At 36.3% G+C, this 19457-nt stretch carries 18 protein-coding genes and 1 tRNA gene; 11 read left to right on the top strand and 8 right to left on the bottom strand.

Features of this window, described 5'->3' with window-relative positions:
- Positions 1-29 precede the first annotated feature (29 nt).
- Entirely contained in the window at positions 30-638 is a 609-nt protein-coding gene (locus A1D18_RS05880) for a carbonic anhydrase (RefSeq protein ID WP_071662854.1), read from the top strand.
- Here A1D18_RS05880 and A1D18_RS05875 read toward each other — a convergent pair.
- Together A1D18_RS05875 and metG are read right to left on the bottom strand one after the other, a co-directional pair.
- On the bottom strand, positions 635-1291 hold the full coding sequence (locus A1D18_RS05875) for an RnfABCDGE type electron transport complex subunit B (RefSeq protein ID WP_071662853.1): 657 nt from the start codon (positions 1289-1291) through the stop codon (positions 635-637). The two genes, A1D18_RS05880 and A1D18_RS05875, sit on opposite strands and share 4 nt — an antisense overlap.
- A 53-nt stretch (positions 1292-1344) precedes the next feature.
- The gene (gene metG / locus A1D18_RS05870; RefSeq protein ID WP_071663032.1) at positions 1345-3006 is read right to left on the bottom strand and encodes a methionine--tRNA ligase; all 1662 of its coding nucleotides are present in this window, start codon (positions 3004-3006) and stop codon (positions 1345-1347) included.
- 83 nt (positions 3007-3089) lie between these two features.
- Here metG and apbC point away from each other — a divergent pair, with 83 nt between their 5' ends.
- Positions 3090-3911, top strand: coding sequence for an iron-sulfur cluster carrier protein ApbC (gene apbC / locus A1D18_RS05865; protein ID WP_071662852.1), 822 nt, complete (start codon positions 3090-3092; stop codon positions 3909-3911).
- A 16-nt stretch (positions 3912-3927) separates the two neighbouring features.
- Positions 3928-4494 carry a dCTP deaminase gene (gene dcd, locus A1D18_RS05860; protein WP_071662851.1) on the top strand — a complete coding sequence of 189 codons (567 nt, stop codon included), beginning with the start codon at positions 3928-3930 and terminating at the stop codon, positions 4492-4494.
- Positions 4495-4506: 12 nt separating this feature from the next.
- Here dcd and trpS read toward each other — a convergent pair whose 3' ends face one another.
- Positions 4507-5601, bottom strand: coding sequence for a tryptophan--tRNA ligase (trpS, locus tag A1D18_RS05855; protein ID WP_071663031.1), 1095 nt, complete (start codon positions 5599-5601; stop codon positions 4507-4509).
- Positions 5602-5799: 198 nt separating this feature from the next.
- Here trpS and A1D18_RS05850 point away from each other — a divergent pair, with 198 nt between their 5' ends.
- A complete protein-coding gene (locus A1D18_RS05850; RefSeq protein ID WP_071662850.1) occupies positions 5800-7374 on the top strand; it encodes a phosphoenolpyruvate carboxykinase in 1575 nt (524 codons plus the stop codon).
- A gap of 45 nt (positions 7375-7419) precedes the next feature.
- On the opposite strand, the gene proC is transcribed toward A1D18_RS05850, so the two are convergent.
- The 3 genes from proC to A1D18_RS05835 are packed head-to-tail and all read right to left on the bottom strand — an operon-like array spanning position 7420 to position 9948.
- Entirely contained in the window at positions 7420-8241 is an 822-nt protein-coding gene (proC, locus tag A1D18_RS05845; protein ID WP_071662849.1) for a pyrroline-5-carboxylate reductase, read from the bottom strand.
- Between the two features lie 7 nt (positions 8242-8248).
- Positions 8249-8929 carry an N-acetylmuramate alpha-1-phosphate uridylyltransferase MurU gene (gene murU, locus A1D18_RS05840; protein ID WP_071662848.1) on the bottom strand — a complete coding sequence of 227 codons (681 nt, stop codon included), beginning with the start codon at positions 8927-8929 and terminating at the stop codon, positions 8249-8251.
- On the bottom strand, positions 8926-9948 hold the full coding sequence (locus A1D18_RS05835; RefSeq protein WP_071662847.1) for an aminoglycoside phosphotransferase family protein: 1023 nt from the start codon (positions 9946-9948) through the stop codon (positions 8926-8928). Before A1D18_RS05835 ends, murU begins: the two co-directional genes overlap by 4 nt.
- 455 nt (positions 9949-10403) lie before the next feature.
- Here A1D18_RS05835 and dapA point away from each other — a divergent pair, with 455 nt between their 5' ends.
- Both dapA and A1D18_RS05815 read left to right on the top strand, forming a co-directional pair.
- Positions 10404-11291 (top strand): 4-hydroxy-tetrahydrodipicolinate synthase, encoded by an 888-nt coding sequence (dapA, locus tag A1D18_RS05825; RefSeq protein WP_071662845.1) that lies wholly within the window; start codon positions 10404-10406, stop codon positions 11289-11291.
- 326 nt (positions 11292-11617) lie between these two features.
- A tRNA-Ser gene (locus A1D18_RS05815) sits at positions 11618-11709 on the top strand.
- A 55-nt stretch (positions 11710-11764) separates the two neighbouring features.
- Here the strand turns inward: A1D18_RS05815 and thpR are convergent.
- Entirely contained in the window at positions 11765-12358 is a 594-nt protein-coding gene (gene thpR, locus A1D18_RS05810) for an RNA 2',3'-cyclic phosphodiesterase (protein ID WP_071662843.1), read from the bottom strand.
- A 369-nt stretch (positions 12359-12727) separates the two neighbouring features.
- On the opposite strand from thpR, the gene A1D18_RS05805 reads away from it, so the two are divergent.
- Together A1D18_RS05805 and cydB are read left to right on the top strand one after the other, a co-directional pair.
- Entirely contained in the window at positions 12728-14110 is a 1383-nt protein-coding gene (locus A1D18_RS05805; protein WP_071662842.1) for a cytochrome ubiquinol oxidase subunit I, read from the top strand.
- On the top strand, positions 14111-15103 hold the full coding sequence (gene cydB / locus A1D18_RS05800) for a cytochrome d ubiquinol oxidase subunit II (RefSeq protein ID WP_071662841.1): 993 nt from the start codon (positions 14111-14113) through the stop codon (positions 15101-15103). It begins immediately after the preceding gene.
- 126 nt (positions 15104-15229) lie between these two features.
- Here cydB and A1D18_RS05795 read toward each other — a convergent pair whose 3' ends face one another.
- Positions 15230-16264, bottom strand: coding sequence for a hypothetical protein (locus A1D18_RS05795; protein WP_071662840.1), 1035 nt, complete (start codon positions 16262-16264; stop codon positions 15230-15232).
- 410 nt (positions 16265-16674) lie between these two features.
- Here A1D18_RS05795 and def point away from each other — a divergent pair, with 410 nt between their 5' ends.
- From def to rsmB, 3 genes are read left to right on the top strand one after another with little or no spacing between them, the layout of a single operon-like run.
- Positions 16675-17181, top strand: coding sequence for a peptide deformylase (gene def, locus A1D18_RS05790; protein WP_071662839.1), 507 nt, complete (start codon positions 16675-16677; stop codon positions 17179-17181).
- Positions 17178-18125 carry a methionyl-tRNA formyltransferase gene (gene fmt, locus A1D18_RS05785; protein ID WP_071662838.1) on the top strand — a complete coding sequence of 316 codons (948 nt, stop codon included), beginning with the start codon at positions 17178-17180 and terminating at the stop codon, positions 18123-18125. The genes def and fmt overlap by 4 nt, the downstream gene beginning before the upstream one ends.
- Entirely contained in the window at positions 18118-19431 is a 1314-nt protein-coding gene (gene rsmB, locus A1D18_RS05780) for a 16S rRNA (cytosine(967)-C(5))-methyltransferase RsmB (protein ID WP_071662837.1), read from the top strand. Before fmt ends, rsmB begins: the two co-directional genes overlap by 8 nt.
- The last annotated feature ends 26 nt before the right edge of the window (positions 19432-19457 follow it).

Raw genomic sequence — 19457 nt, 5'->3', positions numbered from 1 at the left:
TTTCAAATAAATATTGACCGGAGAGAAAAATGACTCATCTATTTAGTAAAATATTGCATGGCTACAGCATTTTTAGAAAAAAATATGCTGTCGGTGATAATGCAGTAATGCGATATTTAGCCGATTCTGGTCAAAAACCTCAAATAATGGTCGTTTCCTGTTGCGACTCCCGAGTAGATCCAGCATTAATATTACAATGTAATCCTGGCGATTTATTTGTAGTGCGTAATGTTGCGAATATAGTACCGCCCTATCAAAAGGACGAGGCTTTGCATGGGACGAGTGCAGCCTTAGAATTCGGAATTTGCCTTTTGAATATTAAGCATCTTATTTTACTAGGACACAGTCAGTGTGGTGGAATAGAGGCATTATTAAATAGTCAAAATTTATCGCAAAATGATTTTATAACCGAATGGGTTTCTTCAATTAAGATCGCTGGTAATCAGATAAAAAATCCAGATGAATATGCAAAATTAGCTTTAACTCGATCTTATGAAAACTGTATGACATTTCCTTGGATAAAAGAAAAAACAGAAACTCAAGCATTAACTATCCATCGTTGGTTTTTTGATATTAAAACGGGCCAAATTTTTACTTATTCAGAAAACTATAATATCTATCAAGCATTAGATGTTTAGTTTAACAGTTCGCTAACAGATGTTGTAGCTTCGATCTGTAAACGTTGTTTTTTTTCTTTTGCACGCTTAATTGCAGCTTGAATATAAGCAACCTCCTCGTTTGGCGGCGAAATATTTTTAATAAGCTTAGTGGACTCTTTCTTTAATTGAAGACGTTGCTTTTTTGCGTAGTAACGTTGTCGTGCTTGTTGAGTTTTATAGTTCGGCCGATTTAATGCCAACAGATCAATACAATCCACTGGGCAAGGTGCAAGGCAAAGTCCACAACCAGTACATTCTTGCGTGAATACAACATGTATCTGTTTCGCAGCCCCTATGATAGCATCAACCGGACAAGCTAGGATGCATTTTGTGCAACCTATGCATTCGGATTCGCGTATAAGAGCTGTCATGGCAGGTCTTTCTTGCTTCTGCAAGTCTTCCATAAACGGCGCGGGATTTTTTTCTAACAATTTTGCTAACGCTAGCAACGTTTTTATGCCGCCCGGAGGACAACGATTTATTTCCGCCCTTTCTGCTACAATCGCTTCGGCATAAGGTAAACAACCCGAATAACTACATTGCCCACATTGCGTTTGTGGTAGTAAGGCATCTATTGCATTAACCAGCGTTTTTGAATTTCTTGATGAAAGAGTTAATTTATTCGATTTCATTTTTTTGATGAAGATAATGTGATGTCAGCAAAATTAGCCTGCTGAAAAATATATTAACCTGTTGCGATAGAGTCTGTTTTTTGCATATTCTTGATAGTTTCTTCAGGAATGCGCTGTAATAAAGGCGAAAAAGTGTTAATAGTATGATCAAATAAAATTTTTGGTCGTTGTGCCCAAGTCATTGAAGGGATATTCAGGAAATGTTCTACTTTTTTAGCTGTGATAGGAAGTACTGGCTTTAAATAGATCATTAGAATTCTAAAAAGATTTAATCCTAAACTACATACATCATGAGCACGCTCAATTGAATCGGAGTTTTTTATCAAGAGCCAAGGTTTTTCAGCATCAATCATTTGATTTGCTTGATCGGCTAATTCCATAATGTTTTTCATTGCTCGATTGTAATCACGCGTTTCATAATTATTCGCAATTTCATCACCTTTATTGATAAATTCTTGAATTAGTTTTGGGTTAAATGAATTCGCTGATAATTTATTAGTAAATTTTTTGTTAATAAAGCTGGAGCAACGACTGGCAATATTAACTAGTTTTCCAATTAAATCCGAATTAATTTTTTGGATAAAATCTTTCAAATTAAAATCAATATCTTCTGTTTTTCGACTAAGTTTTGTAGCAAAATAATACCGTAAATATTCAGGATCTAAATGATTAAGATAATGTCGCGCAGAAATGTAGGTTCCTCGCGATTTTGACATTTTTTTACCGTTGACAGTTACATAGCCATGTACAAAAATTGCTGTAGGCGTACGAAAATCTGCACTTTTTAGTATAGCTGGCCAAAAGATAGCATGAAAATTAATGATATCTTTACCAATAAAGTGATAAAGCTCGGTATTTGATGGGCTGGACCAATACTCATCAAAATTAAGTTTATCACGCTGCAAGCAAAGATTTTTAAAGATAGCCATATAGCCTATAGGTGCATCTATCCAGACATAAAAAAATTTATTTTCTGTGTCGGGAATTTTAAATCCGAAATAAGGTGCATCACGTGAAATATCCAGATCATGCAAACCCTCTTTAAACCATTCTAGAAGTTTATTACTTATTTCTTCTGTTAGGTGATGATCCTGAGTGATCCACTGACGCAAAAAATCTGAGTGATTAGAAAGTCGAAAAAAATAATGATCAGATTCTTTTGCAATGGGCGTAGACCCTGAAATAGTGGATTTAGGATCAATGAGATCCAGTGGAGAGTAGGTAGAGCCACATACCTCGCAATTATCACCATACTGATCGGGAGTTTTACAACAAGGACATGCGCCTTTGACATAGCGATCCGGCAAAAACATTTGCGCTTTAGAATCATAAGCTTGTTGAATAATTTTGTTATAGACATCTCCTGTGTCTTTCATACGTTTATAAATGAGTGTTATTAATGCTTCATTTTCTGGAGAATGAGTGGTATAAAAATTATCAAAATCGATATAAAACGCAGAAAGATCGCGTTTATGCTCATCAGCTATTTGATTGACTAAAGTCTCAGGACTGATACTGCGCTGCTGAGCGGCTAACATCACAGGTGTGCCATGGGCGTCTTCACCCGATATAAAAATACAATCACGCCCCAGCATTTTTTGAAAACGAACCCAAATATCTGCTTGAATATGTTCTAATAAGTGGCCGATATGTAAAGAGCCATTGGCGTAAGGCAAAGCGCTAGTGACTAATAGTTTGCGATGTGTTTGCTGCATACTCATCTTTTGCGTATTATTGATTCATTCACAGATTCTGCCTTTTTGCTAGGAGTGACGTCAAGTTATAATTAAAAAATGCTATGTTAAACATTACTGATCGGGTCAAACACATTATTGCTATTGCTTCTGGAAAAGGAGGCGTTGGGAAATCAACCACTGCGGTTAATTTGGCCTTGGCCCTCGCAGAAAAAGAAGGTGTAAATGTGGGGATATTGGATGCGGATATCTATGGCCCTAATCAACCGCAGATGTTGGGAGTCACTGAGAAGCCTATCAGTAAGGATGGCAAAACCCTAGAGCCTGTGTATGCCCACGGCATACAATCTATGTCGATAGGTTATTTAATTGATGTGAATACGCCTATGATATGGCGCGGCCCAATGGCGACAGGCGCGTTACAACAATTATTAAATGATACTCACTGGGATAACTTAGATTATTTAATAGTAGATTTGCCTCCCGGGACGGGTGATATCCAATTGACCTTAACTCAAAAAATTCCTTTAGCCGGGGCAGTGATCGTAACGACTCCTCAAGATATTGCTTTGCTGGATGTGCGTAAAGCGATAGGCATGTTCAATAAGGTTAAAGTACCTTTATTGGGTCTAGTTGAGAATATGTGTACACATATATGTAGGAAATGTGGTCATGAGGAACCTATTTTTGGTGATGGTGGAGGCGAACGAATTGCCAAAGAATGTAATATTAGTCTATTAGGTGTTTTACCTTTAGATAGTCGAATTCGTAAACAAGCTGACTCGGGGAAACCTATTTTTCTGGCAGAACCGCATAGTGCTATTGCTGACGTTTATCGAGAAATAGCCAACAAAGTAGTTGGTCAGCTGAGTCAGTCAAAAACTAAAGCTTTTCGATTTCCGAAAATCGTCATAGAGAAAAAATAGTATTAGGAAAATTATTATGTCTATTAAATCCGATGCATGGATTTGCCGTATGGCAAAAAATTGCAATATGATAGAGCCATTTGAACCTAAGCAGGTGCGTCAAACAGCGGCTGGACGGATCATTTCCTACGGCGTTTCTAGTTATGGATACGATGTACGTTGTGCCAATGAATTTCGTGTTTTTACCAATATCAATTCTGCTATTGTTGATCCTAAAAGTTTTTCCCAAGGAAGTTTTGTCGATGTAAAAAATGATGTGTGTATCATTCCTCCCAATTCCTTTGCTTTAGCGCATACTGTTGAATACTTTCGAATTCCACGGAGTATTCTTACTATTTGTGTCGGAAAATCAACCTACGCACGTTGTGGAATTATTGTGAATGTCACCCCTTTAGAACCGGAATGGGAAGGTCAAGTTACGTTGGAATTTTCCAATACGACGCCCTTACCCGCGAAAATATATGCAAATGAGGGTGTGGCACAGATGTTATTTTTAGAATCAGATGAGATTTGCCAAGTCTCTTATCGGGATCGTCAAGGTAAATATCAGGGTCAGAGAGGAGTAACGTTGCCAGTAGCTTAAGTTTTCTTATCTCTATTCTGTGCTAAGCTTAACAATACGTTTAAAGTAATCTTGTTTCATAAAGGTTTTAGCTTTGATTAGAGTGTCTTCAGCAATTTTATTGGCTTGCTCCGTTCCTTGCTTTAAAATCCGTAAAACCTCGGCTGGATCTTTTTCATAGATTTTTCGACGCTCACGTATAGGTTGTGTTATTTCAACCAATATATCGATTAACTTATGTTTGCATTCCACATCTTTGATCTGACCTTTACGATACTTATCTTTTGCTTCAATAACCCATTCTTTGTCAGGATTGAATATGTCATGGAATATCCATAAAGGATTATTTTCAACAGTCCCAGGATCCGTTGCTCGCAATCGATTTGGATCAGTATACATGCCCATTACTTTTTTCTTGATTGTGTCAGCAGCATCACTAAGATAAATGGCATTGTTTAAAGATTTGCTCATTTTGGGTAATATCCCATCCGCATTAGGTGGTCCGGTTCCGATTAATCGACGCACTGGACTGAGTTTTGCTTGAATGATAGGGAATAATCCACCACTCGAGACGTAATCTTCCTCTTTTGTTTGTGGATCGACACCACAATAAACTTGGTTAAAGCGACGTGCACATTCGCGCGCTAACTCTAAGTGAGCTATTTGATCTTCGCCTACCGGTACAATTTCAGGACGAAAACTAAGTATATCTGCTACCTGACCGACTGGATACAATAAGAAGCCAAAGGGATAATTATCCCCCAGGTTTTTTTGGCGGATTTCATCTTTGATAGTCGGGTTACGCATAACTCTAGGAAAAGAAATCAACATACTGAAAAAGCAAGTAAGCTCAGCAATAGCCGGAATTTCAGATTGAACAAAAATATAACTTTGTTTAGGATCGATGCCTGCAGCGAGATAATCTAACGCAATCTCTAGAGTATTTTGGCGAATTTCTTCAGGAAATTCAGCGCGGGTAGTAAATGCATGGACATTCGCAATAATAAAGTAACATTCATAGTTTTTTTGTAAGGACACTCGTAAACCTAGAGAGCCTACCCAATGACCAAGATGGAGCTTTCCCGTCGGGGTATCACCTGTGAGTAAACGTGGTTTTGATAGTGTCATAATCATGTTTAATTTTAACTTAATGTTATTTTGCTAATTTAATACATTTAATTCAAGTCTTTTATTTTTTCTTTTCAAACAGCAGAAATAATGAAAGGGCTGGTACACATGTTTAATGTAAAAAGCCTTATGTGGAATGTTATTGCTATTTTATCTGTGTTAACATGCCGCCTTCTGCTAAGTTAAGGAGTGTAGGCTATGTCAGCCGTCCAATCCAAAAATTCATCGAAAATCTTTGTTGATTTGTCTGTTGAAGAGTTGCTCAACTTTGCTGTAGAACGAAAAGAAGGGGTTATTGCAGCTAATGGTGCTCTGTCAGTTTCTACTGGTAAGCGAACCGGACGTTCTCCTAAAGATAAATTTATTGTTGCAGAACCAAAGAGTGAAAAGGACATCGATTGGGATTCCATTAACCAAGCTCTTTCAGAAGAACGTTTTCATGCCTTATGGCAGCGTGCTGAACAATATGTCAAAGATGCCGATCTATTTATTTCTAACCTACAAGTTGGGGCGGATCCTACCTATTATCTACCGGTTAAGGTCATTACTGAATATGCTTGGCATAATTTATTTGCTCGCCAACTCTTCATTCGTCCTGACGATTTTTATGGAAAAGTCAGTAAGCCAGAATGGACTATTTTAAGTGTTCCAGGTTTAAAAACCGATCCTCAACGCGATGGAGTTAACAGTGATGCCACTTTAGTTATTCATCTTACCGAACGTAAGGTTTTATTATGTGGACATAGATATGCGGGCGAAATCAAAAAAGCCATGTTTTCGGTAATGAATTATTTATTACCCGCAGTCGATGTTTTGCCTATGCATTGTTCTGCTAATGTAGGAAAAGAAGGTGATGTTGCATTATTTTTTGGATTGTCGGGAACAGGTAAAACAACTTTATCTGCTGATCCTGATCGTTTTTTGATAGGTGACGATGAACATGCTTGGAGTGAAACAGGCGTTTTTAACTTTGAAGGGGGGTGCTACGCTAAATGTATTGATTTATCTAAAGAGCGTGAACCTTTGATTTGGAATGCTATCCGTCATGGTGCAGTAATGGAAAATGTAGTGTTAGATCCGGAAACTTTAGATCCAAATTACAAAGATGCACGTCTGACTCAGAATACCCGTGTAGCCTATCCTCTTAATTTTATTGAATCTCGTTTTCGTGCAAATCGCGTTGATCGTTTGCCGGATGCCGTCATTTTTCTTTGCTGTGATTTATATGGTGTACTACCACCGATTGCTTGTTTGAACCATGAACAAGCGGCTTATTATTTTTTAAGTGGTTATACCGCATTAGTAGGTAGCACGGAAGTGGGCCAAACTGAACCCATCAAAACCACATTTAGTACATGTTTTGGCGCGCCCTTTTTTCCGAGACCAGCAAAAGTCTATGCTGAGTTACTAATTAAACGTTTGAAAAACAGTCATGCTAAAGTATATCTGGTTAATACGGGTTGGACTGGCGGTGCCTATGGGGATGGAGGGCAGCGTTTTTCTATTCCTGCAACGCGCGCTGTTATTAAAGCTATTTTGAATGATGAAGTAGGTAAAGCAGAATCTGAATTGTTGTTGGGATTTAATTTTTCTATTCCTAAGCAGCTGCCGAATATAGAGAATCATTTATTAAATCCAAAAAAAACTTGGAAAAATCCGAAAGACTATGATGTTAAGGCACACGAATTAATCAATAAATTCATTAATAACTTTAAACAGTTTGATGTGAATCCAGTGATTCGAGACGCTGGACCAGTTAGCTACAAGGATTAAGGTTTATGGCTCTGGGCAGAAAGCTTTTCTAAATTACATTTGAGTTTATTTAAAATCCTTAGATAGCTTTTCTGCACGATTTTGAGCTTCTTTAAGAGCTTTTTTCACAATATCGGGTAAATGTGAAGTTTTTAAAAATTCTAAAGCCCTTTCAGTCGTGCCACCTGGCGAAGTGACCTGGTGTCTTAATTCAGCCAGAGATTTTTTACTTTCAATGGCCATTCGAGCAGATCCCAAAGCAGTTTGTAGGGTTAGTGAATTAGCAATTTCTTTAGATAAGCCTAATTCAACCGCTGCTTCTTCTAAGGCCTCAATGAATAGAAAGAAATAAGCTGGGCCACTGCCTGATAAAGCAGCGACTACCTCGATTTGTTCTTCTTTAGGTAGCCAAACGACAGTTCCCACACTACGAAAGATAGATTCAGCGGCATTTTTTTGAGGTATTGAACAATTCAGATTTGCAAATAAAGCGGTTGCTCCACAACCTATTAAAGCAGGGATATTAGGCATACAACGTATAACAGGTAAGGCCTTGCTTGATAGATAAAGTTCTAAGCTTTTTAAATTTATACCCACAGCAATTGAAATGACTAACGGTTTTTTTTCTTGAATGAGATCAGCGATTTCCAAAGTAACGTTTTTCAATATTTGCGGTTTTACAGTTAAAACAACAATGTTTGCCATTTGTGCTGCGTATCGGTTGTCAGTCGTTAAGTTGATATTTAGGTTTTTTAGCTTATTCAGCCGTTCTACATTAGTATTCGTTGCCCATATGTTTTTGGCAGGATAGTTTTTTTTCAATAATCCTTGAATTAAGCTAATTGCCATGTTACCGGCACCAATGAAACTGATAATTGAATTTTGCATAGATACTCTATTTACTTTTTTGTTTCAAATGCTCATCAAGACGTTCCAATTCTGTAGGCGTGCCTATGTTAAACCATAAACCTTGATAATATTCCCCAGTTATTTTCTTTTCAGCAATATATTCATACAGTAGGGATGACAATGGAAAAGCGCCTGATTTACGTCGAAATAAATTTGGATGATAAATTCCAAGGCTAGCAAATGTAAACTTGCTTGAAGTATTATCTAAACTTAATAAACCACTTTGAGTAAGATGAAAATCACCTTGTGGATGAAAGCTTGGGTTATCCACTAAAATCAGATGGGCTAATGCAAATGAATCTAATGAGTGAGATAATAGGCATTCTAAGGGAAAATCTGACCAGATGTCAGCACTTATAACAATGAATGGATCAGAGCCCAAAATGGGTAACGCTTGGCAAATCCCTCCTCCTGTTTCAAGCGCTGTAGGTTCAAAAGAGTAATCAATTTTGATGCCGTAAGTGCGACCATCGCCTAGCGTGTCGATAATTTGTTTAGCTTGATAGGAGACATTAATCACTATTTCTTTGATGCCAATTTTTGCTAATTTTAACACTTGATGCACAATAAGTGGTTGGTTAGCAACTAATATCAATGGTTTAGGTGTTTTATCCGTTAAAGGTCGCAAACGCAAACCACGTCCTGCAGCAAGTATCATCGCTTTCATTTTTTTTCTTTCTCATACAATTTTGATTGAATCTTGTTTTGCAATAGTTCTTTAAAATGGAAAAGTTCTGCGTAATCTTCGCAAGTGTTATTAATGTAATTTAATAAGCGAGTAGTCATGGGTAAATAATGTGGTTTGTTATCCCGATAATTAAGTCGTGAAAAAATACCAAGTATTTTTAAATGTCGTTGAAGGCTGATGAAATCAAACCAGCGAACAAATTTTTCTTGAGTATATTGATGACTTATATTGATCATATCGTAAAATTTTAAAATCCATTGATCGACTTGATTCTTTGGCCAATCAACATAAGCATCGCGCAATAATGAAGCAGCATCATAGGTAACAGGTCCATAAATAGCGTCTTGAAAATCTAAAACTCCTACACTTTTGTTTTCTAGCAAAAGTAAATTACGCGAATGATAATCACGATGCACACATACCTGTGGTTGCTCAAGAGCAGCATTGATCAGTATCTTGAAAGTATTTTCAAGTATGTTGTTAATCTCAGGAGTTATGGTTAGTTCTAAATGCTTTTTTAGAAACCAATCAATAAAGAGCCCTAATTCGAAACGTATATATTTTTCATTAAACAAATCTAAGGATTTATTGTCTGGAAGTTTAGGGTTGCAAACCTGAATTTGATAAATAACCGAAAGAGCTCGACTATATAAATCATCAACAGTATTAGGATTTAAGATATTCAGGTATAAGTCGTTTCCTAGATCACTTAACAGCATAAAACCTTGTTCAAGGTTATATGCGAGTATCTCAGGTGTATAAATTCCTTGACGCGAAAAATCCTTTGCAATCGCAATAAAGGCAATTATATTTTCTTTATCAGGAGGAGCAACCATGACTATATGGCTAAAGTTACTTAGTCGCAAGCGAAAATATTGACGCGAGCTTGCGTCGTTAATCAATGGCTGTAGTTCAAATCTTGAGCTTGGTAGCGAACAAGATTCTTTTAACCATTTTTTTAGTAATGTTAATTGTGATGTAGGCTCAAAAATAGACATAATCTAAACCCTATCTTACAGTCCAAAATTTTCTATAGTTCTAAAATGTTCCTGTTACATTCCTATATTATATTTCTCCAAAATATCTTACATAAAAGAAACCCTATATCCTTAGAGAGATAAGTCAACTTGTAGTTCAAGGCTATCTTACACTGGAACTAACTTGCTTATCTACCAGTTCCAACAGTAGTATAGGTGGTCAGTATCCTCTATACTTATGCACTTCGAAGAAGTGCTTTTAAATTTCATTTTTGTTTATATCATTGATATAAAAGCTACGGAGTTGGTTCATCATATTCAAGAGGAATTTAAAAAGGATAGCCCCGATTTTTTTATTTTAAAAGACGGTGTTGGCTTGTTCCAACCTTGCGATCGTATATACTGCTCGCGGACTACTAAAAAATCACCTTTTAAAGTACGCAGGCTGTTATCTTGATAATAAGAGGAAAGCAAAGATGTTTCATGGCAGTATAGTTGCATTATTAACACCTATGCGACAAAATGGAGCGGTAGATTATGTTTGTTTACGTAAACTAGTTGACTGGCATATTGCGCAAGGTACGGATGCTATTGTTGTTATAGGAACTACCGGGGAGGCGTCAACCCTTAGTATAGACGAGCAAAATAATGTAATTAAAACAGTCGTTGAGCAAACCAATCGACATGCCAATCGGCATATCCCAGTTATAGCTGGTACAGGGACCCAGTCTACGCAAAAAACCATTGATCAAACTCAGATAGCTATGGAAATAGGGGTAAATGCTTGTCTATTAGTAACTCCGTATTATAACTGTCCTACGCAAGAAGGACTTTACCAACATTATAGTTTGATAGCAGATAAAGTACCTATTCCAATGATCCTATATAATATACCTAAACGTACGGGAAGCGATTTATTGCCTGAAACAGTGTCTAAACTGGCGGGTATTCCGAATATAGTGGGTATAAAAGAGGGTCAATCAGAGCGCGCGAAAAGCATTTTAAAATTATGTGGTAAAAACCTCGATGTCTATAGTGGAGATGATAATACAGCTTTAGAAATTATGCGTATGGGTGGTAAAGGTGTTATTTCTGTAGCGGCAAATCTTGTGCCTCAGTATATGCATAATCTTTGTGAATTAGCCAGAAAAGGAGATTGGGAAGCCGCTGAAAAAATTGACCGGCAGCTTCATCCTTTATATCAAAATTTATTTATTGAAACTAACCCTATACCGGTTAAATGGTTGGCTGCTGAAAGAGGTTTAATTTCATTTCCCACTTTGCGTTTACCCTTGACAACATTATCAGCCAAACATCAAGTAGATTTGAAACCTATTATCGTTTTATTAGAGGCTCTGTCCTAAGATGCGAACTAAGCTATTTTATTTAATATTAATTTTTTTTATTGTAAACTTAGCGGCTTGCTCTTCAGTTAATAGATATATAAAAACACAACGTTCACAATATTTGTATAGTCAAGAGTTACCATTGTTGAAAACCCCAGCGGGTTTACAGATTCCTAGGGAAGAAAGATATATTATTCCCCATGCTAGCCGCAGACCTACGAAATTACCCGATTTACTACCACCTACTAACTAATTCACTTTGTGATGATTGTATAGTTTGGTAGATTTACTGAAATCTAATGATTAAAAAGAATTAAAAAAATTTAAGCGAGAATAAATTGATTGGAGAGGTACCAAAGCGGCCATAATGGCGCCGACTCGAAATCGGATGGGGATTTAAAGTCCCACGTGGGTTCGAATCCCACCCTCTCCGCCATTGCTTGTTTTAATAAAATAGCTTAGTTTCTTCAGTAGAATTTTATTGCTTCACTTTAAACTTCCGTACTACTGCTTATTTTATATTTTTGCAACGAAATATATTCAATTGGCGTATAATTCTGACTATATTCAGTTTTTTTACTATTAAATAAGACGATTTCATTGACTATCATAGGGCTGGTATTTAAATTCAACTCTTCGCGTAGATTGGGCGTATGATGGTGAATAATTCGACCTAAAGTTAAATGAGGTAAATAAGGTTTAGTTTCCGGAGTAAAGCCTAGGTTCGAAGCAACTTCCTCTAATGCATTAGCAAGTTCAAACAGTTCCGAAGTAGGAATGATATCTGCGGCTATGGCGCGCGGAGCAGTAGGAGATGGAAAAAAACGAATATTATGCAACTGAAGGGGGAAAGGTTCGATCTTATTAATTGCATTATGGGCATGTTTAGCTAATTCTGAAATTTTTTCAGGATTAGTCGTACCTAAAAAACGTAAGGTGACATGTAGATTTTCTGGGTGTACCCATCTTACTCGGTGTCCCCAAGGCTCTTGTTTAAGTTCATCAATAAGTTGAGATAAGGCTTGACGTAGTTCAGAATTTAGTTCAACAGCAAAAAATAGACGTAAAGGATCGTGAGTACTCAAGTGCAACTTCCTTATTAAAGACTATGAGATTCAGGACAGCACGTTATTTTAATGGAAAAATAGGCAAGTTTCTATCTATGCTAGAACATTTATTTTTTCCAAGAAGTTTTCGAGCTGTGACCACAAATATTTTCACAACCATTCATTATAATCTTTTTTATAAGTTGAATTTTATCAGTGATTGACGATTCAATGTGTAAACCTAAACCTAAATTGGTTTTTATTATAACTTAAATCAATTCGTATAATATTATTTTTTGATTAAAATCTTTTGCCGTATAAATTTTTAATACGCTAATTAATCAATGGATTCGTTTTTTTAGAAATTGGAGTATACTAAGTGACAATTTTTCAATTTTTAAATGCATTATGATTATCGATACTACACTGCTTTCTCGGATTCAGTTTGGGTTTACGATTGGTTTTCATATTTTGTTCCCAACACTTAATATTGGTCTAGCCGTTTTTTTATCGGTGATGGAAGGGATTTGGCTAAAAACGGGGAATCCTGTTTATTTAAGAATTTGTCAATTTTGGACAAAGATTTTTGCTCTTACGTTTGGGATGGGTGTAGTTTCAGGTATTGTTTTGGCTTATGAGCTAGGAACTAACTTTGGACCTTTCATAAGTACGGCAGGAGGGGTCATAGGTGCACTATTCGTCTATGAAGTACTTTCAGCGTTTTTTCTGGAGGCGGGTTTTCTCGGCGTAATGTTATTTGGTTGGGACAAAGTGGGTCCAAGATTACATTATTTAGCTACCTTGCTTGTTACTTTAGGTACCTTATTTTCGGCGTTAGGAATTTTGTCTGCAAATTCTTGGATGCAGACCCCTGCTGGTTTTCACATTGATGCTGGTAAATATATAGTAGATAACTGGTGGGCGGTAGTATTTAACCCATCAGCTATCCCTCGCTTTCTGCATATGGTTATGGCGTCATTACTGACGACTTGTTTTGTAATTGCAGGCGTATCAGCCTGGTATTTATTAAAGAAAAGGCATTTTGATATTGCTAAGCCCTGTTTTTCGTTTGTTTTTGGCGCAGCGATGGTGCTAGCTCCGCTGCAAATATTTTTAGGTGATATGGTCGGCTTAAAAGTTTTTGAATATCAACCACTAAAAACTGCAGCAATAGAAGGTAATTGGCAAACGCAAAATGGTGCCCCCTTACTGTTATTTGCTATACCAAATAGTAAACAAGAAAAAAATTATTATGAACTAAGCATCCCAAAACTGGCGAGCTTAATTAATACGCACCATTGGAATGGTAAGTTGATAGGTTTAAAAAGTGTTCCGCGCGCAGACAGGCCTGTAGTAGGATCTACGTTTTGGATGTTCCGAGTAATGGTAGGAATAGGTTTTTTATTCTTTTTTGTTGCACTTTATGCGCTTTGGCAGCGTTGGCGCGGGCAACTTTATAGCTCTGAGAGGTTTTATCGTTTATGTATAATGATAGCTCCTTTGGGTTTTTTGAGCACAATTGCAGGTTGGGTAACCGCAGAATCCGGCCGACAACCTTGGGTAGTGTATAATTTAATCACTACTTCCGAGGGTGCATCGATAGTTCCGCTTCACCAGGTAATTATTTCCTTGGCACTATTAGTGACTGTTTATGGGTTCATATTTAGTTTTTATTTATTTTATCTCTTTAAATTAATTCGCAAGGGGCCGATTGTCCCAGCTATAGGTGAATCAGCCGAAGAAGTGATAACAGAAACTCCCTTTAAATATTTAGCACCAGAGAGCCAATAAATGTTTTTAATTCTTACATGGGCTACGATTATTTCTTTAATTATCATGATGTATGTTTTGTTGGATGGCTTTGATCTAGGCGTAGGCATTTTATTTCCATGGGTTAAGCAGAGTGAATATAGAGATATTATGATGAGCACCGTAGTGCCTGTTTGGGATGGTAATGAAACTTGGTTGGTGTTTGGTGCCGCGGCATTATATGCAGCTTTTCCAATAGCATATGGCATTTTATTACCCACATTATATATGCCAATAATGATTTTACTGATCGCATTAATTTTTCGTGGAGTTGCTTTCGAATTTCGCTTTAAAGCGCATAAAAGTCGGTTTATTTGGGATATAGCTTTTGCAGCAGGGTCAATATTGGCGGCTTTTATTCAAGGCATTATTTTAGGAACTTTTGTAAAAGGGTATGGTTATCATATTCCTTTACCCCATTCGGCTTATCATTGGCTGACACCTTTTACTATCTTTACCGGGATTGCAGTGGTTTGCGGCTATGCGTTACTTGGGGCAACGTGGCTAATTATTAAAACAGAGAATGAGTTACAAGCAAAAATGTTTAAAGCAGCTAAGGTTTTACTAGGTGTAGTTGCTTTTTTCCTAGTCAGTATAAGTATCTGGACACCGATAATCGAACCACAAGTTATGCATCGTTGGTTTTCATTGCCTAATTTTTATTATTTGTCTCCTTTGCCTATTTTAACGATATTGATGGTGTTTTATAATTTTTCTTGTTTACATAAGAAAAAAGAACGACTACCTTTTATTTTAACGATAGGTTTGTTTGTTTTCTCTTATATAGGATTTTGCATTAGTGCTTGGCCCTATATTATTCCCCATGTCCTTCCGGTTTGGGAAGCAGCTGCCCCACCCTCTACTTTAAAATTTATATTAGTTGGTGCAGCAATTATATTGCCGATATTATTAATTTATACACTGTATTCATATCATGTTTTTAGAGGGAAGGTAAAAACAGCTATTCATTATTGATTATGAGAAAACGCTTACGACAATGGCTATGGTTTATTGGCTTATATATAGCCGGTGTGACAACTATTATTCTGGTTTCTAAATTATTACGTTGGTTTATTCCGCATTAATATTCAATTAATCTTTTTAAAGATTTGGCTGAATCGGTTGAATGATTTTTTCTAATTTTACTAATAATCTGTTTTGTGGTGTATATTGCTGGAAAAAACTGATTCTTGTATTTTTCGAAATGATCAAGTTGGGCATTAGCCTAGCTACGGTATTTAATATTTTATATAAAATATTAATGTGCTTTAAGCTCAAAGGATTGTTTTCTTTAAAATTTTTTATAGTTTTATTTATATCACTTTGAAAACTTGCTATTATTTGGCTAATTTTTTTAGCAGCAACCGAAGGGTCATCTAAATTAGAAATGTTAAGTAAAGTTTCCAAACAGTGATTGTTCAAAAGGCGTAGTTTTCCAGCTAAATAATTAGTTTCAGGATCATAATCTAACGCATTAATTAAATCATCAAGTTCAGTATGTTTTTTAGAAAAGGCAGCATTGTTTCCAAAAATAAAAATATTTTCAGTAGAATAACACCAGTTGATTAGTTCATTTCTTGCAGCAGCTAATAATGAATTAGCGTTAGGAAAAGAAATTGTTTTAAAATTGCTTTGTAGTAAGATTTGTTTTTTTAAAAATTTAAAAAAAATATTTATTTCGAGCTGTTTATTTTTATTATCAGGATGGTTTAAAGTAACGTTTTTTGTACTATTAATAGTTCCATTGATGCTTATTTGCTTGTTTTTATTATCATTTGTAATAATAAGATTAGTTAATGCGTCTTTTAGCTTTAAATTTGGGGAGTTTTTTTTACAATCAATAAGTGGATTAATGAGTTGGGTGTGATCGGTGATAGTGATACCCAATGAATTTAAATCTTTGTTAGTGAGCTTTTTATAAATTTGATTACTATTTCTTAACTTAATAATAAAATATTCAGTGTCCTTGAATTTTTCTGACTCAAAGTCTAGTTCGTTTAATTTTTCGTTTAAAGGACTGGGAAATTTTTTGAAAAATTTATCTAGAGAGAGTGGTTGTCTAATAAACTCTAGTAAGCGATCGATATCAGCGATGAGAGTTACGTCGGATATGAACGGAAAAATATTTTTCTTCATGACTATTTTAATTATAAAAACCTTCTTGCGAGCTTAGTCGAGATATTTAAGTAAAATAATAGAAAAATAGTTAAAATCAAGCCAAAGCCCACTTTTATTGCTCCTATCTATTATTCATCACAGCAAGGTAGCATAAATTGAGGTTTATGCCTATTCCGCCAGATGACTACAAGCAGTGTTGTTCTAAGTTTTACGCTATTTGAAGAGTTTTACTGTGAATCTTAGTCCCTTGCTTTCAAAAATTCTCAAAGATATAAATAAATACATTCTTTTTCAAAAAAGAAGATTGACTTAAGCAATTGAAGAAAGGAAAATTAGCTTTTAACCCGTCAGATGCTAGATTTAGTATAATATAAGGAAATATGTAATTTACTTTAGATTTTAATGAGAGAATAAAGAAGATAACACATATGGCTATATATCCTATTATCCAGCTCCCTGATGTACGTTTGCGCGCGCCTACAGCGCCAATTACTGTTTTTGACAAAGCTTTACAGCAATTAATTGATGATATGTTTGAGACGATGTATGTCGCCAAGGGTATAGGTTTAGCTGCCCCACAAATTGCTATTAGCAAAAAATTAGCGGTTATTGACGTTTCTAATAGTAAATCGAAAACCTGGTGTTTAATTAATCCAGTCATTGTTGAGAGAAAAGGTGAAGCATTAATGGAAGAAGGTTGCTTATCAGTGCCTGGGATTTATGATAAAACTCCTCGAGCGTTATGGGTTAAATTACAGGCGTTAGATAGGCATGGAAAGCCATATGAAATAGAAGCAGAAGATTTACTGGCGCATTGTATACAACATGAAATAGACCATCTTAATGGTACGTTATTTTTAGATCATTTATCTCCTCTAAAACGTCAATTAGCGCGTAAAAAACTAGATAAAATCAAAAAAAGGGGGAAGCCTTGAAGCTTATTTTTGCAGGGACGCCTGAATTCGCTTTGCCCAGTTTACAAGCTTTGTTGAGCTCTAGTCATAAGATATGTGCGGTTTATACCCAACCTGATCGCCCAGCAGGAAGAGGTCGAAAATTATTAATGAGTCCGGTTAAAAAATTGGCTTTAGAGAATAAACTTTCTGTTTATCAACCCATTAGTTTACGTAATGCTAAAGAGCAAAAAAAATTAGCTACCTTTCACGCAGATTTAATGGTGGTGGTGGCATATGGGCTTATTTTGCCACCAGCAATATTAACGATACCTCGCTTTGGGTGTATCAATGTCCATGCATCTTTATTACCACGTTGGCGAGGAGCCGCCCCTATTCAACGGGCGATTTTAGAAGGCGATCGAGAAACTGGTGTTACCATTATGCAAATGGATGAAGGTCTTGATACAGGTGAAATGATAAAAAAGTTTTCATGCACTATAGAACCCAACGATACGAATAAAACCTTACAAGATCGATTAGCTGATTTAGGTGCTCGAGCTTTATTAGAAAGTTTAAATGACATTGAAAGTGGTTCTTATCGTTCAGAACTACAGAATGAAAAAGACAGTACTTATGCAAAAAAAATTAATAAATTAGAAGCTGAGGTAGATTGGGAAAAGCCCGCAGTTTATTTAGATAGAATGGTACGCGCTTTTCATCCTAAGCCTATTGCTCGCGTTGTATTAGGAAAGTCTATACTGCGTATTTGTAAAGCCGAAGTACTTGATGAAACGACTTCTGAAAAGCCAGGGTTAATCTTAAAAGCTGATCGAGAAGGTATAGATGTGGCTACAGGAAAAGGTGTCTTACGTTTATTAGAAGTGCAATGGCCCGGAGGCAGATGCCTACCGATTTCAAGCTTTATCCATGGTAAATCGGAATTATTCCATGTAGGTGCGATTTTAGATCGAATGTATGTTTAATTCCCGGGCAATAGCTGCACAAATTATCTCTCGTGTTTTAAAAGAAAAAATATCGCTTACTGATGCCTTATCGGCGGGTGTAAATACTAACATTGACTCTCGTGACAGGGCATTTATTCAAGAATTATGTTATGGCGTGATACGTTGGTATTCTTCTTTGAGGCAACTTTGTTCTTATTTATTAAAAAAACCTCTAAACGCTACTGACCAAGATGTTTATGCATTATTGTTAATTGGTCTTTACCAACTTAACTATTTAAGGACGTCCCCGCATGCCGCAGTTCATGAAACAGTACAAGCGGCAAGAGAATTGCATAAGGTATGGGCAGTACCATTAATTAATGGAGTATTGCGCTCATTTCAACGACAAAAAGCGAGTTTATTAAAAAAATTACCTAAAGATAGTCATTTTGCGCACCCTGATTGGTTAATAAAAAAGTTACGCCAAGCATGGCCCAATGAATGGCAAGCTATTCTAGCTGCTAATAATCATTTACCTCCCATGAGTCTACGCGTTAATCTTTTGAAAATTACCCGAAGAGGTTATGTACAAAAATTAAAAGATAAAGATATCACTGGGAATTCAAGCGAATTGAGTCAAGTTGGAATTATACTCGACGAATCTTGTCCGGTGCTTAATTTACCAGGCTTTATGGAAGGAGAAGTTTCTATACAAGATACGGCGGCACAATTGGCCGCTTCTTTGCTGTTGTTAGAGCCTGGACAGCGAGTTTTAGATGCTTGTGCTGCGCCGGGGGGGAAAACAACGCATATTCTGGAAGCACAATCTGGTTTAGTGAGTTGCGTGGCTGTCGATCATGATGCTATCCGTTTAAATAAAGTTAAGGATAATCTGAATCGTTTAAGATTGGAAGATACTAAAGTGCAATTGCTCTGCGCGAAAGCACAGGATCTCAAAAATACTTGGAAGGGGGAATTATTCGATAGAATATTATTAGATGCCCCTTGTTCGGGGACTGGCGTTATTCGTAAACACCCGGACATTAAATTATTACGCAGAGAAGAAGATATTGCTAAATTAGCTGAACAACAATATCAACTAATATCGAGCCTTTGGGGATTATTAAAGCCAAATGGTATTTTATTATATGTGACTTGCTCTGTATTGCCAGAAGAAAATACGGAGGTTTTGTTACGTTTTTTATCTCACTACAAAAATGCAAAAGAAGAGATCATTGACGAAAAATGGGGGATAGTTTGCACAATAGGGAGGCAAATTCTTCCCCAAATTCATGGATCTGATGGTTTTTATTATGCTAGGTTACGAAAAGATCTTAGTCATTAGTTCTATTTTTCAAGAATAAGATGGGA

The organism is Candidatus Rickettsiella isopodorum, assembly GCF_001881495.1.
Lineage (GTDB): Bacteria > Pseudomonadota > Gammaproteobacteria > Diplorickettsiales > Diplorickettsiaceae > Aquirickettsiella > Aquirickettsiella isopodorum.
The sequence above is the reverse complement of the archived record's forward strand: the minus strand, read 5'-3'. Positions and strand labels throughout refer to the sequence as shown.